The organism is Microbacterium sp. STRO-2N (assembly GCF_057747775.1).
On record NZ_CM173223.1, the window covers coordinates 2,239,942 to 2,255,600 of the forward strand.

Consider the following 15,659-nt stretch of genomic DNA (forward strand, 5'->3'; position numbering starts at 1 on the left):
CCCGGGTCATGGTGCGACTCCGTTCACTGTCAGGGCGGTGCCTTCGGAAAGGCCCAGCGCGATGTTCATGGACTGCACGGCGGCGCCCGCGGTGCCCTTGGTGAGGTTGTCGACGGCCGTCACCACGACGACGCGGTTCGCGGCGCGGTCGATCGCGAGGCCCATGAGCGCCGTGTTCGCGCCCAGCACGTCGGCGGTACGAGGGAACTGACCGGCCGGCAGCAGCTGAACGAACGTCTCGTCGTCGTAGGCCGCCTCCCACGCGCCGCGGATCTGCCCATCCGTGACCCCCGGCGCGATCGGGGCGGACGACGTCGCGAGGATGCCGCGCGCCATCGGCACGAGGACGGGAGTGAACGAGATCCGGATGCCGCCATCCGGCGAGCTCACGGCGGACTCGGCATCCGCCGCTCCTGAGCCTGTCGAAGGGCGCGCGGCGGTGAGCGCCTGACGGATCTCGGGGATGTGACGGTGCGTGCCACCCACGGCATACGGATTCGCGCTGCCCAGGATCTCACTCGCGAGGAGATTCGGTTTGAGGCTCTTGCCGGCGCCGGACGGACCGACCGCGAGCACCGCCACGATGTCGGAGGGGTCGATGACGCCCGCCGCGACGCCCGGCGCGAGGGAGAGCGACACGGTCGACGCGTTGCACCCCGGGGCGGCGATGCGGGTGGCGCCGACGAGCCGCTGCCGCTGCTTCGCGCCGGCCACAGGGAGCTCGGGCACCCCGTAGACCCACGGGTCGTGGAAGTCGCCCCCGTAGAACCGGTCCCAGTCGGCGACCGACTCGAGACGGTGGTCGGCGCCCGCGTCGATCACGAGAGGGGTGTCGCCGAGCGCGTCGGTGTACTGGCCGGACTGACCGTGCGGCAGCGCCAGGAACACGATGTCGTGCCCGGAGAGGATCTCGGGCGTGGTGTCCTGCAGGGTCAGGTGCGCGAGCGAGCGCAGGTGCGGCTGATGCTGGATGAGCGGCTGTCCCGCGTTGGAGTGCGCGGTGACGGTGCGGATCTCGACGTCGGGATGCGCGGCGAGGATCCGCAGGATCTCGCCGCCCGCATAGCCGGATGCGCCGGAGACGGCGACCGAATATGTCATGGATTCCACCTTAGAGTCTGGGTGCGGGGGCCAGAGACGGCGACGCCCGCTCGCAGAGGTCCATGACAGGACCGCGTGCGGGGTCGCCTAGAGTCGGCGGCCGCCCAGACGGCGTCGGCGCGCGGGAACGACGCTCGGAACGAGCGTCGGGAGTCCCTGGGTCGCCGAAGGCATGCGCCGACGATATCCGCCCCTGCGCGGGATCCGCAAATCCGCCCTCCCGGCGGCGAGGGTGCGCACAGCTCGTGGGTTTCGTCGCGCTCCTGCCCTCGGGCCCGGGCGAGAAAGGCTCGCCGGCCCGAGGTCTCAGGAGCTAGGCACGGGCAGCCTCGTCGAGCAGTGCGAGTTCATCGGCGCGAGAGAGGCCGGCACGACGTTCGCGGTCGAGACCGCGGGCCAGCTCGTCGGCGAGAGTGCGCTGCAGCGTCTCACGCAGCGGCCGCAGCCGCCCGCCGAGCAGGCGATACACGGCGTTCGAGCGGGTCCAGAACCCGGGCATGTCGCGTGGAAGCCACAGCGGAAGCGACCGGGGGCCGGACCAGAACGCGACTCCGCGCCCTTCGAGCCACTCGTCGGATGCCGTCACGGTGTCGCCGGTATGACCCCCGACCTCACGCGCGTCGGCGAGCACGCGGTCCAGGGGCAACGGGTCGCCGACGGCGTTCGCGACGCCCGTCCACCGCTCCTGCCCGATCGACTGCACGAACGCGGCGAGGTCGTCGACGTCGATCACCTGCGCGCCCCGCCCTGCGGCGTCGGGCACCAGCACATCACCCTCGCCCGCCAGCGCGAATCGCCCCACCCAGTAGCCGAACCGGCCGGTGGGGTCGCCCGGACCGACGATCAGCCCGGGACGCACGATGGCGGCGCGAAACCCGACCGCGGACCGGACGGATGACTCGGCGCGCACTTTCGCACGGCCGTAGTCCTCCTCCGCATCGGTCCCGGCGGGCGCGAGCAGCTCGGCCGATTCCTCGGCTCCGGCCTCGTCGTTCCCGGCGTAGACCGACACTGTGGAGATGCACGTCCAGTGCGCCGCGCGCTCGGCGAGCGCCTCGAGGGCGGCATCCACGTGCGAGGGGTTGGACGAGATGTCGACCACCTCGTCCCAGTCACGGCCGGCGACCGCCGCGTAGGCGTCGGGCCCGTCACGGTCGGCGGCGACGAGCGTGGTCCCGTACGGTGCATCGCGGCCGCCTCGGGCCAGACACGTGACGGATGCCCCGGCATCGGCCCACTGCTCCGCGATACGGCCGCTCAGCCACCCGGTTCCACCCAGCACGAGCACGTCGGTCATGACCCCAGCCAACCAGACAGCCAGGGGCAGCGGCATCCGGATCCGCCGTCAGCGGCGTGCAGCGTGCGCAATTCCTGAGAATCGTCGCACCGGTGTCCGTTCCGGCGCCGGGCGGCCACCCGCCGGCACAGACCTCAGGAGTTGCGCACAGCCAGACGGCCCTGTCGCTCCGCCCCCGCGCCGACTACTCGCGCAGCGTCGCGCCGAACCGCTCGGCGGCCACGGCCACGCCCGCGAGCTTCGCCTCGGTGGCCTCGGCCGCGGTGAGCGTGCGGTCCGGTGCCCGGAAGCGCAGCGCGAACGTCAGGCTCTTCGCACCCTCGGGTACGCCCTGGCCGCGGTAGTCGTCGACGAGTCGCAGCGACTCGAGCAGTTCGCCCGAGCCCTCGAGGAGCGCGGCGCGCACCTCGGCGGCGGGGACGTCGGCGCCCACGACGAGCGAGACGTCCTGCGTCGCCGCGGGGAGCCCCGACAGCGACGCGGCGACGACCTTCTCGCCCGCGAGAGAGAGCACCAGGTCGAGGTCGAGCTCGGCGACGATCACACGACCCGGGAGATCGGATGCCTCGGCCACGGCCGGCAGGAGCTCCCCGACGTAGCCGACCTCGGTCCCGCCGACGGCCAGCACACCGGTGCGTCCCGGGTGCAGCGCTGCGCGCGCACCCTGCGCCACCTCGATCGTGACCCCGGCGGCCGACGCGATCGTGCGCACGGCGTCCATCGCGTCCGAGAGCCCGGCCGCGACCGCGTCGACGCCCGGCTGCTTCGCCACGAGGTTGCCGGTCAGCAGCACCGCGACGTGGCGGTGCTGCGGCGGGATCGAGGCGTCGAGCTCGGCGAGGGTCGCGGCATCCGGCCGCACCGCCAGCGGCGGCACGTGCGACGTGCCGTACTGCACGCCCGGCTCCGGCAGGAACACCGCCCCGGTCTCGAAGAGCGCGAGGTCGGTGAACCCGCGCGATACGTTGCGGTGCGCGACCTGCAGGAGCCCCGGGATCAGCGAGCGCCGCAGGAACGGCGCCTGCCCATCGAGCGGGTTGGCCAGCTTGACGCTCGGCAGGTGCTCTCCCGATGCCGAGCCGTGCAGGTCGTTCTGCTCCTCGGTGGTGAAGCCGAATGACGGCGTCTCGACATAGCCGGCGGCCGCGAGCGCGTTCGCGACGCGACGGCGGCCCTGCTGCGCGGCCGTCAGCCCGCGGCCCGACGGCGGCAGCGGCAGCACAGAGGGGATGCGGTCGTACCCCTCGATGCGGGCGACCTCCTCGGCGAGCGTCCACTTGTCGGTGAGGTCGGGGCGCCACGACGGCGGGATGACGTGCCAGCCCGCCGCGTCGTCCTCGTTGGGCACGACCTCGCAGCCGATGAGGCGCAGCGACGACTCGATCTGGCCCGGCGTGTAGTCGACGCCGATGAGGTGCTGCACGAACAGCGGCGGCAGCTCGATGCCCGGCACGAACACCTCTGCGAACAGCGCCCCGCCGTACTCGTCGTCGCTCGTGCCTCCCGCGTATTCGACCATGAGGTCGGCGACGCGACGCGCGGCGACGAACGGCACCAGCGGGTCGACTCCGCGCTCGAACCGGCGCGATGCCTCGGATGGCAGCTTGTGACGTCGAGCAGTGCGCGCGATCGACACCGTGTCGAAGGTCGCCGCCTCGATCAGCACGTTGCGCGTCGTGCTGCTCATCTCGGTCGTGCCGCCGCCCATGACGCCGGCCAGGCCGATCGGGCCGGACTCGTCGGTAATGAGCAGATCCTCCGGATCGAGCGCGCGCACCTTGCCGTCGAGGGTCTCGAGCTTCTCGCCGCGCGCGGCGCGGCGCACCGTGATGCCGCCTGAGAGCTTGTCGAGGTCGTAGCCGTGGATCGGCTGCCCGAGCTCGAGCATCACGTAGTTCGTGATGTCGATCAGGATGCCGAGCGACCGGATTCCCGCAAGAGTGAGGCGCGCGATCATCCATGCCGGCGTGGGCTTGGTGGGGTCGACGTCGCGCACGACGCGCGCCACGAACTCGGACGCCCCGGCCCGGCCGCGGATCGGAGCCTGGTCGTCGACGACGATCGGGAAGCCCGTTCCCGGAGCGAGCTCCTCCCACGGGCGGTCAGCGGGGTCCCGGAACGCCGCACCCGTCGAGTGCGAGTACTCGCGTGCCACGCCGCGGATCGACAGCGCGTACCCGCGATCGGGCGTCACGTTGATCTCGACCGCCGCGTCGTCGAGCCCGAGCAGGGCGATGGCATCCGTGCCGACGGGCGCGTCGATGCCGAGCTCGACCAGCCGCAGGATGCCGTCGTGCTCCTCGCCGAGCCCCAGCTCGCGCGCCGAGGCGATCATGCCGTCCGAGACGTGCCCGTACGTCTTGCGGGCTGCGATGGGGAACGGACCGGGGAGCACCGCTCCCGGGAGCGTCACGACGACCTTGTCGCCGGCGAAGAAGTTGCGCGCGCCGCACACGATGCCGTGCACGGCGTCGCCGCCGTCGGCGGCCTTCTCCCCGTCGGGCGCGACGCGCACCTGGCACCAGCGGATGGTCTTGCCGTTGGACTGCGGCTCCTCGACGAACTCGAGCACCTCACCCACGACGACGGGACCCTGCAGCTCGAAGCGATGCACGTCCTCCTCTTCGAACCCGACGCGCACGAGCGCCGCGAGGACGTCCTCGGGCGCGGCATCCGCCGGCACGTCGACGTACTCGCGCAACCAAGAGAGCGGGACGCGCATCAGACCACCATTCCGAACTGCTCGCTGAAACGGACATCACCCTCGGCCATGTCGCGCATGTCCTTGACGTCGCTGCGGAACATGAGCGTCCGCTCGATGCCCATGCCGAACGCGAAGCCCGAGTACTCCTCAGGGTCGATCCCCGCCGCGCGCAGCACATTGGGGTTGATCATCCCGCAGCCGCCCCACTCGATCCACCGGGCGCCGCCCTTGAAGGTGGGGTGCCACAGGTCGAGCTCGGCCGACGGCTCGGTGAAGGGGAAGAAGTTCGCGCGGAAACGCGTCTTCGCCGCGGCGCCGAAGAGCACCTTGGCGGCGTGGTCGAGCGTGCCCTTGAGGTGCGCCATCGTGATGCCCTTGTCGACGACGATGCCCTCGAACTGCGTGAAGACAGGGAGGTGCGTGGCGTCGAACTCGTCGGTGCGATACACGCGGCCCGGGCACAGCACGTACAGCGGCAGGTCGCGCTCGAGCATCGAGCGCACCTGCACGGGGCTCGTGTGCGTGCGCATCACCAGGTGACGGTCGACCGGGTCGACGAAGAAGGTGTCCTGCATCTGGCGCGCCGGGTGGTCGACGTCGAAGTTCAGCGCGTCGAAGTTGTACCACTCGTGTTCGAGCTCGGGACCTTCCGCGATCTCCCAGCCCATCCCCACGAAGATGTCGGCGATCTGCTCCTGCAGGAGCGAGATCGGATGCCGCGCCCCGACGCGCGCGCGTGCCGGCAGGGCGGTGACGTCCACGCGCTCCGCCTCGAGTCGCGCGGCCGTCTCGGCCGCGACCAGGTCCTCCTCGCGCGCCGCGAACGCCTGGTTCACGCGGGCACGGGCCTGCCCGACGAGCTTGCCGAACTCGGCCTTCTTCTCTTTCGGCACGTCGCGGAGGCGCGCGTTGAGCTTCGCCAGCGGCGAGCCTTCGGCGCCGTGCGCCGAGCGGGCGGCCTTCAGCGCCGCGGTGTCGGCGGCATCGGCGATCGCCGCGAGCGCGGCGTCGACGGCCGCGGACACCGTCTCGGGCGTGATCTCCGCCGGTTCAGGGAGGGGGGTTTCGGGTGCGTCGGACACGAGACACGAGTCTACCGACGGCGCGAGACCCGACCGCGCGCGTCAACCGCGGCCGTCGCCGCCCCCCGTGCTGTCGCCGAAGTACATACCCCCCGCTGTCCCGTCGTACTGGCCCATGCCGCGGCTCGCCGCGGCCCGGTCCGCCGCATCCGCTCGCGCTTCGGCCTCGAGAATGGCCGCCGGGTTCAGCGGGTCCGCTCCGGCGCCACGGCGGGTGCGCCCGCTCGCCGTGCGCCGTGCCAGCCACCGCGCGAACCATGACAGCGTGAGGTTGATCGCGAGGTAGATCACGAGCGTCACCGCGAACAGCGAGAACAGGTATCGGTTGCCGTAGTAGGCGCCCAGGTTGTTCATGTTGTTCCGGATGATCTCGTTGTATCCCACGATGTAGCCGAGCGACGTATCCTTCAGCAGCACCACGAGCTGGGCGATGATGATCGGCAGCATCTGCCGGAACGCCTGCGGGAACTCCACGAGCATTTTCGACTGGAACTCGCGCATGCCGACGCTGAGCGCCGCCTCACGCTGGCCGCGCGGGAGCGCCGCGAGCCCCGCGCGCAGGATCTCGCCGATGAGTGTGCCGTTGTAGAGGATCAGCGCGATGACGACCGCCCAGAATGCACCGGTCGACGCCACCAGCAGGATGAACAGCATCATCAGCAGGACCGGCATACCGCGCAGGAACTCCAGCAGCCACGCCACGGGGATGCGGACCCAGGCGATGCGCGAACTGCGCAGCAGCGAGAACACGATGCCGAGAGCGATCGCGCCCACCGCGGCGACCGCGGCCGCTTGGAGGGTGGCGACGACGCCCTGACTGATGAAGACCCACACCTGGGGGTCGACGAAGATGTTCCAGCGGGAGCCGTCGAACATACCCGGCAGAGAGATGCCGCCGGAGGAGCGCGGTGCCGCGAGCAGCATCACCACCCACACGGCCAGAGCCAGGACGAGGATCAGCGACAGGATCGACAGGATCAGCGACAGTCGGCGAGCCCGCGGTCCTGGGGCGTCGAAGAGGACGGATGTGCCGGTCATCGCTTCACCACCCAGCGCTTCTCGAGCCGTGCGGCGATGAAGCCCAGCGGGACGGTGATGACGAGGTAGAGAACGGCAGCCGTGAGCAGGATCGGAATCACGATGTTCCCGTTGTCGTTGGCGAGCTGACGCGTCGTCGCGAACAGCTCGACCACGAAGAACCCGCCGGCGACGGAGGTGTTCTTCGTGAGGGCGATGAAGACGTTGATGAGCGGCGGGATCGTCATGCGGAACGCCTGTGGCAGCACCACGAGCGACACCGTCTGACCGAAGCCGAGCCCGATGCTGCGTGCCGCCTCGGCCTGGCCGATCGGGACGCCGTTGATGCCCGACCGCAGTGCCTCGGCCACGAAGGGCGAGGTGTAGTACGTCAGCGCGATGAACGCGAGCAGGACGTACGGCGCCCGCACCCCGAGCATCGGAAGCACGAACGCGGTGAAGAAGAAGACGAGAGTGAGAGGCGTGTTGCGCGCGACCTCGGTCCAGAACGCCGCGAACCCGCGGAGCGCGGCGACCGGAGAGATGCGCATCGCCGCGATGAGTGTGCCGAGCACGAGCGACAGCACACCCGAAACCGCGAGCAGGAGCAGGGTGACGCGGAAGCCCTCCATGAAGATGGGCATCAGCGACCAGAGTTGCTCCATGGGCTCTCCTTCCTTGCCGGTCGAGGCAGTGGCGACGACCCGGCCCGATACCGGGCCGGGTCGTCGTCGCGATCAGTAGCGGTCGGGTGCCGGCGGCTCGACGAACGGCAGCACCGTGCCGGCCGTGGAGTTCCAGGCCTCCTCGTAGCGGCCGTCCTCGTAGGCCTCCTCCAGCACGTCGTTGATCCACATGCGGAATTCGGTGTCTTCGAGCGCGAGGCCGATGCCGTAGGGCTCCTCGGTGAAGGGCTCGCCGACGACCTTGAACTCGCCCTCGTTCTGGGCCGCGAGACCCGCGAGGATCACGTTGTCGGTCGACACCGCGACGACCTGCCCGTTGCGCAGCGGCTCGAGGCAGTTCGAGTAGGTGTCGGTGAGCACGGGCTCGGCGCCGATCTCGGCGAGCTTCGCGGCGGGGGTCGAACCGGTCACCGAGCACACCGGCTGACCGACGAGGTCCTCTTCGCTCTCGATGTCGTCGTTGTCGGCGAGCACCAGGATCGACTGACCCGCCATGTAGTACGGACCGGCGAAGGAGACGACCTCCTTGCGCTTGTCGTTGATCGTGTAGGTCGCGATGACGATGTCGACCTCGCCGTTCTGGATGAAGGGCTCGCGGTTGGCCGAGACCGCTTCCTTCCACTCGATGTCCTCCTCGGCGATGCCGAGCTCGGACGCGATGATCTTTCCGATCTCGACGTCGAAGCCCTCCGGCACGCCCGAGGGGCCCATCAGGCCGAACAGCGGCTGGTCGAACTTCGTGCCGATGGTGATGGTGCCCGCCTCGGCGAGCTCGGCCATGGTCGTGCCGGCCTCGAATGTGGGCTCGGGCTCGGGCGTGGTCGTCTCGCCGCCGCCCGGCGTTCCGCCCGTGGCGCACGCCGAGAGCGCAAGCGCGCCGGCCGCCGCCAGGGCGATCAACGGAAGTCGCATTCGCTTCATGTCTTCGTCCTTTGCTGTGATGCGGACCGTTCGTGACGGTCCTCTCGGGGTCCCGGGCCGCTCGGGCCGGGAGTCTGGTCTCAGTGCTCCAGGATCTTGGACAGGAAGTCCTTCGCCCTGTCGCTCTGCGGGTTCGTGAAGAACTGGTCGGGCGTCGCCTCCTCGACGATCGCCCCGTCCGCCATGAACAGCACGCGGTCGGCGGCCTTGCGCGCGAAGCCCATCTCGTGGGTCACGACGATCATCGTCATCCCCTCGTGCGCGAGCCCGATCATGACGTCGAGCACCTCGTTGATCATCTCGGGATCGAGCGCACTGGTGGGCTCGTCCATGAGGATCAGCTTCGGGTTCATCGCGAGCGACCGCGCGATCGCGACGCGCTGCTGCTGCCCGCCCGAGAGCTGGTTCGGCATCTTCTTGGCCTGATTGGCCACGCCGACGCGGTCGAGGAGCTGCATCGCCTTCTCGTCGGCATCCTTCTTCTTCATGCCCCGCACTCTGATCGGGCCGAGCGTGACGTTCTCGAGGACGGTCTTGTGCGCGAACAGGTTGAAGGACTGGAACACCATGCCGACGTCGGCGCGCAGTGTCGCGAGCGCCTTGCCCTCTTCGGGAAGCGGGACGCCGTCGATCGTGATCCGGCCGGAATCGATCGTCTCGAGCCGGTTGATGGCGCGGCACAGCGTCGACTTGCCGGAGCCCGAGGGCCCGATGACGACGACGACCTCGCCGCGGTTGACCACGGTGTCGATGTCTTTCAGCACGTGCAGGTCGCCGAAGTGCTTGTCGACGTGGTCGACGACGACGAGCGGCTCCCCACGTCGGACGTTGATGTTCGAGGTGCGCGGCGCCGCTGCCGGTGCATCAGGTGTCGCCATGTCCTTCACCCTAGGGGCGCGCATCGGCACTCGGCCAGTGGGGCGCGGACCCTTTACCGATCTGTAACAGCGTCGGAACGAACGGCGCTCACTCGGCGGCGCGCTGCGCGAACGCCGTCTCGTACAGGCAGACGCTGGCCGCGGTCGCGAGGTTCAGCGATTCGGCGGCTCCGTAGATCGGCAGGCGCAGCGACAGATCCGCGAGCGCGAGCGCCTCCTCGTCGAGGCCGCGGGCCTCGTTGCCGAACAGCCACGCCGTCGGCTCTGCGAGAAGCGTGCGAGAAGCCAGGAAGTCCCCTCCCCCGACGTCGGCCGCCACCACACGCACGCCCGCGGCGTGGGCCCTCTCGACGGCCGTCGAGAGATCGACGCCGACCGCGATCGGCAGGTGGAAGAGCGACCCCGTGGTGGCGCGCACGACCTTCGGGTTGTACGGGTCGACCGTGCGCCCGGTGAGCACGACGGCGTCCGCGCCCGCAGCGTCGGCGGCGCGGATGATCGTGCCGAGATTTCCCGGGTCCCGCACCTCCTCGCAGATCGCGACCAGGCGCGGCGAGGCGGCGAACACGTCGCGCACCGACGTGGGCGACTGGCGGGCGACCGCGACGATCCCCTGCGGCGTCACGGTGTCGGCCATCGCGTCGAGCACGGCCTCGGTCGTGAAGATCACCTCGATGCCGGCATCCGTCGCCGCATCGCGGATGTCGGCGTGCTTCTCCATCGCTGTCGGCGTGGCGAACAGCTCGACGAGCGTCTCGGGACGGTACGCGAGCACCTCTCGCGCAGCCTGCGGCCCCTCGAGGAGGAACAGTCCGGTTTCCTGACGGGCGCTGCGCTTGGTCAGCTTCGCGACGGCGCGGACACGCGGAGAGCGAGGGTTCTCGAGCACGGCTCTCAGTCTAGGGTCGCGGGGTCGGGTCCCCGCCATGCGAAAAGGGCGCCCTCCGTGAGGAGGTCGCCCTTTTCGGGACGCGGGATGCCGCTATCAGGCGCTCTTGGGAGCGTTGACGTTCCCGGGCAGAGCCTTCTTGGCGGTCTCGACGAGCGACGTGAACGTCTTGGGCTCGTTCACCGCGAGCTCGGCGAGCATGCGGCGGTCGACCTGCACACCCGCGAGGCCGAGGCCCTGGATGAAGCGGTTGTACGTGATGCCGTTCTGACGGGCGGCGGCGTTGATGCGCTGGATCCACAGGCGGCGGAAGTCGCCCTTGCGCTTGCGGCGGTCGCGGTATGCGTAGACGAGCGAGTGGGTGACCTGCTCCTTCGCCTTGCGGTACAGACGCGAACGCTGTCCGCGGTAACCGGAGGCGCGCTCCAGGATGACGCGACGCTTCTTGTGGGCGTTTACCGCCCGCTTGACTCTAGCCATTTCGTTTCGTTCCTAACTTGCGTCGGCGCGCTCAGCGACCGAGGAGCTTCTTCGCGACCTTGGCGTCGCCCGGGGCGAGGACCTGGTCCTGCGACAGACGGCGGGTACGGCGCGTGGGCTTGCCCTCGAAGTTGTGGCGAAGATTCGCCTGCTGCTTCATGAGCTTCCCGCTGCCCGTGACCTTGAAGCGCTTCTTGGCGCCCGAGTGGGTCTTCTGCTTCGGCATCTCTTCTTCCTTCGTTTCACTTCCCGCACAGGCGGGAGTCGGGGTCCCGCGGTGCGGGAGTCTGTGGGGCCTTACTCGGCCGGGGCGGCCTCTGCCGCCTCGGTCTCGGGCTGAGACGTCGGCGCGCCGCCGGTGCGGGCGGAACGGGCCGCCTCCTTGTTCGCAGCACGCTGGGCGTTCTGCTCGGTCTTCACCTCGGACTTGTTCTTGTGCGGGGCGATGACCATCACCATGTTGCGGCCGTCGATCGTGGGGTTCGACTCGACCGTGCCGAATTCGGCGACGTCCTCGGCGAACTTGCGGAGGAGGCGCACGCCCTGCTCGGGACGCGACTGCTCGCGACCGCGGAACAGGATCATCGCCTTGACCTTGTCGCCGGACTGGAGGAAGCCCTCGGCGCGCTTGAGCTTGGTGATGTAGTCGTGAGCCTCGATCTTCAGACGGAACCGGACCTCCTTGAGGACGGTGTTCGCCTGATTGCGACGCGCTTCCTTGGCCTTCTGCGCAGCCTCGTACTTGAACTTGCCGTAGTCCATGATCTTGACCACGGGAGGCTTCGAGTTCGGGGCCACCTCGACGAGATCGAGGTCGGCCTCCTGAGCCAGGCGCAGCGCCACCTCGATGCGGACGACGCCGACCTGCTCTCCGTTCGGGCCGACGAGGCGGACCTCGGGCACGCGGATGCGGTCGTTGGTGCGGGGATCGCTGATGCGGAACTCCTTCGTGTGCGTGATGACCACCGCGACACGGGTGCGTCGCGGGCGGAGGACGACCCACTCCACCCGTCAGACGCTTCGAGCGCCGACTCTGCACCCTGTTCCCGCGCGATTCCCGAGCGGCTACCCCGGCCGCAGGACGGTCGGGGCGGAGTGCGTGACCCGGTAGCCTGGAACGGCAAGCGCGGGTGGGATGTAGATCCTCTTTCCGATCCGGTGCAGACCGCACCGGAGACCGCAGCAGTCTATCAGAGAGTACGGCGTGGACACGATTCGAGACCGGGACGGCGACAACGGCGAGACGGCGGCGGCAGCGGATGCCGAGCGCCAGGCCCGCTGGGAGGAGCAGGAGCGGGCCGCATCGTCCGCGACCCGCGACATCGCCGACGTGCCGGCGGTCGAGGTCATCACCACGACCGCGGTGCACCTCCTGAGCGCCGCGGCGGTCAAGGTGGGTCTCGCCGACGATCCGGCGACGCAGACCGATCTCGACGAGGCGCGCAAGCTCATCAACGCCCTCGCCGGCCTCATCACCGCTGGCGCCCCCGAGATCAGCGACATGCACGCGCGGTCCCTCCGCGACGGCCTGCGGTCGGTGCAGCTCGCGTTCCGCGAGGCTTCTGTCATCCCCGACCCGATCGGTCAGGGCCCCGGCGAGAAGTGGACCGGCCCGGTCACCTGATCCCGAGAGCCGCCGCGCCGCGTGCGACGGCGTCCACCGTACGGCGGACGGCTTCGGCATCCGTCGCGCGGTTGCTCACCGCGAAGCGCACCACGGTGCGGCCCTGCCACGTCGAAGACGACGCCCACACGGTTCCCTCGGCGCGCAGCCACTCCCCCAGCGCCGCAGTCGCGGCGTCGTCGGGCGCGGCCACGCAGACCTGCGTGAAGACGACGTCGTTGAGTACCGCGAGCCCGGGGATCGAACGGAATCCGTCGGCGAGGGCGGATGCCGCCGACACGAGTCCGTCGACGAGACCGGCCACGCCCGACCGCCCGAGGGAACGCAGCGCCGCCCACACCGGGACGCCTCGCGCGCGGCGCGAGAGCTCGGGCACGCGGTCGTACGGATCGGCGACCTCGGCCACCATCGGCAGGTAGGCGGCGTGCGCGCCGAGCGATGCCGTCATGGCGGCCTCGTCGCGCACGATCGCGACCCCGCAGTCGTAGGGGACGTTGAGGGTCTTGTGGGCGTCCGTCGCCCACGAGTCGGCGCCCTCGACGCCCGAGACGAGGTGGCGCAGACGCGGACTCGCCCCCGCCCACAGCCCGAACGCGCCGTCGACGTGGATCCACGCGCCCGCCTCACGAGCCACCCCGATCGCGGCCGCGAAGTCGTCGAAAGCGCCGGAGTGGACGTCGCCCGCCTGCAGCGCGACGATCGTCGCCGCATCGGGCTCCGCGGCGAGTGCCTTCGCGAGCCCGTCCACATCGATGCGGCCCTCGCGGTCCGCGCCGACCGTCTCGGGGGCCCCGAGTCCGGCGAGGCGTCCCGCGAGCACCGCCGACGTGTGCACCGCGTCGCCGGCGAGGAAGCGCAGCCGCGGCGCCTGCTGCAGCCCGTCGAGCGGATCGTGGCCGCGAGCGCGCAGCACGGCGTCGCGGCCCACGAGCAGGCACGAGAGGTTCGCCATCGTCGCGCCGGTGACGAAGCCGACGCCGCTCCCCGACGGGAGGCCGAGGAGGTCGAGGAGCCAGCTCGCGGCGACCTCCTCGATCGCGGCGGTCGCCGGCGTGGGCTGGCGCGAGCCGGTGTTCTGGTCCCACGCCGACACGAGCCAGTCCGCGGCGAGCGCCGCGGGATACGTTCCGCCGATCACGAACCCGTAGAACCGCGGCGACCCCATCGCCATGAGCCCCGGCTGCGCCGCCTCGGCCAGCGCGTCGACGACCGCAGCGGCATCCATCCCCGCCTCCGGCAGCCGCCGGTCGAGCGAGGCGAGCACGCCGTCGACGTCCACCTCTGGACGGATCGGCCGTTCGTCCCGCGTGTCGAGCCACGCCAGAGCGCGCTCGTGCGCGAGGTCGAGAGCTCGCCGGTACTCACCCATGCCGCCGTCGTCCATCGGTCACCTCCGCGGTGCCGATCCTCCGCCGTCGACCCCGCTCGCCGCAAGAGCCGGCGCCCGGGACGTGCTCAGGCGCGTACCAGCTTGACGGTCAGCGAGTCCACGAGCACCGCGATGCGGTCATCGGCCGCCCAGCGCTTGGCGAGGCGCGCGAGGACCGCATCGAGCTCCTCCTGCTCGAGCCCGTGCATGAGATGCAGCCGCACCACGAGCTCGGGCCCGCGCAGCCGCGCGTCCGGGTCGCCGGGCTCGACGGCGAGGTCGAGCACCGCGAGCTCGCCGCCGATGCTCGCGTTCAGCCCGGCGACCACTTCCGGCGACGCGAAGCTCGGCTCCCACGCCTGCCCCTGGCCGATGGCCCACACGGCGGGGCGGCGGATGACGAACTCGGTCGGCGACGCAGGATCGACGACGATGAGATCGGTGTCGTCGGCCGCGGCCGCGAGCGCCGTGCGTACGCCGTCGACGGGCACCGGCCGTGCCGAGGCATCCCACCGCCCCATCGCCTCGACCGACGTGAACACCGGCAGCACGCGACGGCCGTCGGGCGCGGCGACGGTGACGATCGACAGCTCCTGGGTCTTGTCGACGGCGAGGCCGTGCGCGCCGATGCCGTGGTCGCCCTTCTCGGCGAGGAGCGGGATGAGCAGGCGCGCGCTGCGGTACGCGTCGACGACCTCGCGCTGACCGCCCGTGCCCGCACGGAACGACGTCAGCGCGGCGAGGAGCGCGGGGTCGGCCGATCCGTCGTCGTCCGAGTGCGGGTTGGCGTGCAAGCTGCGCCCCGCCCACGGGACGCCGCCGGAGTCGGCCGCGGGATCCGGGCCGTGCACGTGGTCGTGCGGATCAGCTTCCGGCGACATCCAGCGCCTCGGCGAGCGTGAAGGCACCGGCGTACAGCGCCTTGCCCACGATCGCACCCTCGACGCCCAGCGGCACGAGGTCGCGCAGCGCCACGATGTCGTCGAGGCTCGACACACCGCCCGACGCGACGATGGGCTTGGGGGTGCGGGAGGTCAGCTCGCGCAGCAGGTCGAGGTTCGGGCCCCTGAGGGTGCCGTCCTTGGTCACGTCGGTGACGACGTAACGACTGCAGCCGGCCTCCTCGAGACGGTCGAGCACCGTCCACAGGTCGCCACCCTCGCGCGTCCAGCCGCGCGCGGCCAGAGTCGTGCCGCGCACGTCGAGCCCGACGGCGATCACGTCGCCGTAGCGGCCGATGACATCGGCGGCCCACTCCGGGTTCTCGAGCGCCGCGGTGCCGAGGTTGATGCGCGCCGCACCGCTCTCGAGCGCCGCTTCGAGCGTGCGGTCGTCGCGGATGCCGCCGGACAGCTCGACCTGAACGCCGCGGACCTGCTTGATGACCTTGCGCAGCACGCCGGCGTTGCTGCCGCGGCCGAAAGCCGCATCGAGGTCGACAAGGTGGATCCACTCGGCGCCCTGGCGCGCGAAGTCGAGCGCGGCGTCGACGGGGTCGCCGTAGCTGGTCTCGGTGCCCGCCTCTCCCTGGGTCAGGCGCACCGCCTTGCCGTCCGCGACGTCTACCGCGGGAAGAAGGACGAGCTTGGGTGTCGAGGCGAAATCGTTCAT

At 70.7% G+C, this 15,659-nt stretch carries 16 protein-coding genes; 1 reads left to right on the forward strand and 15 read right to left on the reverse strand.

Annotated elements, in window-relative coordinates; genetic code table 11:
• Positions 1 to 6 precede the first annotated feature (6 nt).
• The 12 genes from argC to infC form a co-directional block, all read right to left on the reverse strand.
• Complete coding sequence (argC, locus tag AC3ANN_RS10480; protein ID WP_488337345.1) at positions 7 to 1,101, reverse strand: N-acetyl-gamma-glutamyl-phosphate reductase; 1,095 nt, start codon at positions 1,099 to 1,101, stop codon at positions 7 to 9.
• A gap of 313 nt (positions 1,102 to 1,414) precedes the next feature.
• Positions 1,415 to 2,398, reverse strand: coding sequence for an NAD-dependent epimerase/dehydratase family protein (locus tag AC3ANN_RS10485; protein ID WP_488337346.1), 984 nt, complete (start codon positions 2,396 to 2,398; stop codon positions 1,415 to 1,417).
• Positions 2,399 to 2,582: 184 nt separating this feature from the next.
• Positions 2,583 to 5,120 carry a phenylalanine--tRNA ligase subunit beta gene (gene pheT, locus AC3ANN_RS10490; RefSeq protein WP_488337347.1) on the reverse strand — a complete coding sequence of 846 codons (2,538 nt, stop codon included), beginning with the start codon at positions 5,118 to 5,120 and terminating at the stop codon, positions 2,583 to 2,585.
• Entirely contained in the window at positions 5,120 to 6,184 is a 1,065-nt protein-coding gene (gene pheS, locus AC3ANN_RS10495; protein ID WP_488337348.1) for a phenylalanine--tRNA ligase subunit alpha, read from the reverse strand. The genes pheT and pheS overlap by 1 nt, the downstream gene beginning before the upstream one ends.
• A 42-nt stretch (positions 6,185 to 6,226) precedes the next feature.
• Positions 6,227 to 7,222 carry an amino acid ABC transporter permease gene (locus AC3ANN_RS10500; protein WP_488337349.1) on the reverse strand — a complete coding sequence of 332 codons (996 nt, stop codon included), beginning with the start codon at positions 7,220 to 7,222 and terminating at the stop codon, positions 6,227 to 6,229.
• Complete coding sequence (locus AC3ANN_RS10505; protein WP_488337350.1) at positions 7,219 to 7,866, reverse strand: amino acid ABC transporter permease; 648 nt, start codon at positions 7,864 to 7,866, stop codon at positions 7,219 to 7,221. Before AC3ANN_RS10505 ends, AC3ANN_RS10500 begins: the two co-directional genes overlap by 4 nt.
• A gap of 72 nt (positions 7,867 to 7,938) precedes the next feature.
• Positions 7,939 to 8,808, reverse strand: coding sequence for a glutamate ABC transporter substrate-binding protein (locus AC3ANN_RS10510; protein WP_488337351.1), 870 nt, complete (start codon positions 8,806 to 8,808; stop codon positions 7,939 to 7,941).
• Between the two features lie 80 nt (positions 8,809 to 8,888).
• Positions 8,889 to 9,686 carry an amino acid ABC transporter ATP-binding protein gene (locus tag AC3ANN_RS10515; RefSeq protein WP_488337352.1) on the reverse strand — a complete coding sequence of 266 codons (798 nt, stop codon included), beginning with the start codon at positions 9,684 to 9,686 and terminating at the stop codon, positions 8,889 to 8,891.
• Between the two features lie 88 nt (positions 9,687 to 9,774).
• Positions 9,775 to 10,575, reverse strand: a complete 801-nt coding sequence (locus tag AC3ANN_RS10520; RefSeq protein WP_488337353.1) for a TrmH family RNA methyltransferase — start codon at positions 10,573 to 10,575, stop codon at positions 9,775 to 9,777.
• A 96-nt stretch (positions 10,576 to 10,671) separates the two neighbouring features.
• Positions 10,672 to 11,055: a 50S ribosomal protein L20 gene (gene rplT / locus AC3ANN_RS10525; RefSeq protein WP_488337354.1), complete on the reverse strand. Its 384-nt coding sequence runs from the start codon at positions 11,053 to 11,055 to the stop codon at positions 10,672 to 10,674.
• A gap of 31 nt (positions 11,056 to 11,086) precedes the next feature.
• A complete protein-coding gene (rpmI, locus tag AC3ANN_RS10530; RefSeq protein ID WP_106813610.1) occupies positions 11,087 to 11,281 on the reverse strand; it encodes a 50S ribosomal protein L35 in 195 nt (64 codons plus the stop codon).
• A 71-nt stretch (positions 11,282 to 11,352) separates the two neighbouring features.
• On the reverse strand, positions 11,353 to 12,063 hold the full coding sequence (infC, locus tag AC3ANN_RS10535; RefSeq protein WP_488337355.1) for a translation initiation factor IF-3: 711 nt from the start codon (positions 12,061 to 12,063) through the stop codon (positions 11,353 to 11,355).
• 196 nt (positions 12,064 to 12,259) lie between these two features.
• Here infC and AC3ANN_RS10540 point away from each other — a divergent pair, with 196 nt between their 5' ends.
• Positions 12,260 to 12,679, forward strand: coding sequence for a DUF1844 domain-containing protein (locus AC3ANN_RS10540; RefSeq protein WP_488337356.1), 420 nt, complete (start codon positions 12,260 to 12,262; stop codon positions 12,677 to 12,679).
• Here AC3ANN_RS10540 and AC3ANN_RS10545 read toward each other — a convergent pair.
• The 3 genes from AC3ANN_RS10545 to priA form a co-directional block, all read right to left on the reverse strand.
• The gene (locus AC3ANN_RS10545; RefSeq protein ID WP_488337357.1) at positions 12,672 to 14,063 is read right to left on the reverse strand and encodes a pyridoxal phosphate-dependent decarboxylase family protein; all 1,392 of its coding nucleotides are present in this window, start codon (positions 14,061 to 14,063) and stop codon (positions 12,672 to 12,674) included. The genes AC3ANN_RS10540 and AC3ANN_RS10545 overlap by 8 nt on opposite strands.
• A gap of 71 nt (positions 14,064 to 14,134) precedes the next feature.
• A complete protein-coding gene (locus AC3ANN_RS10550) occupies positions 14,135 to 14,929 on the reverse strand; it encodes an SseB family protein (protein ID WP_488337358.1) in 795 nt (264 codons plus the stop codon).
• Complete coding sequence (gene priA, locus AC3ANN_RS10555; RefSeq protein WP_488337359.1) at positions 14,913 to 15,659, reverse strand: bifunctional 1-(5-phosphoribosyl)-5-((5-phosphoribosylamino)methylideneamino)imidazole-4-carboxamide isomerase/phosphoribosylanthranilate isomerase PriA; 747 nt, start codon at positions 15,657 to 15,659, stop codon at positions 14,913 to 14,915. The genes AC3ANN_RS10550 and priA overlap by 17 nt, the downstream gene beginning before the upstream one ends.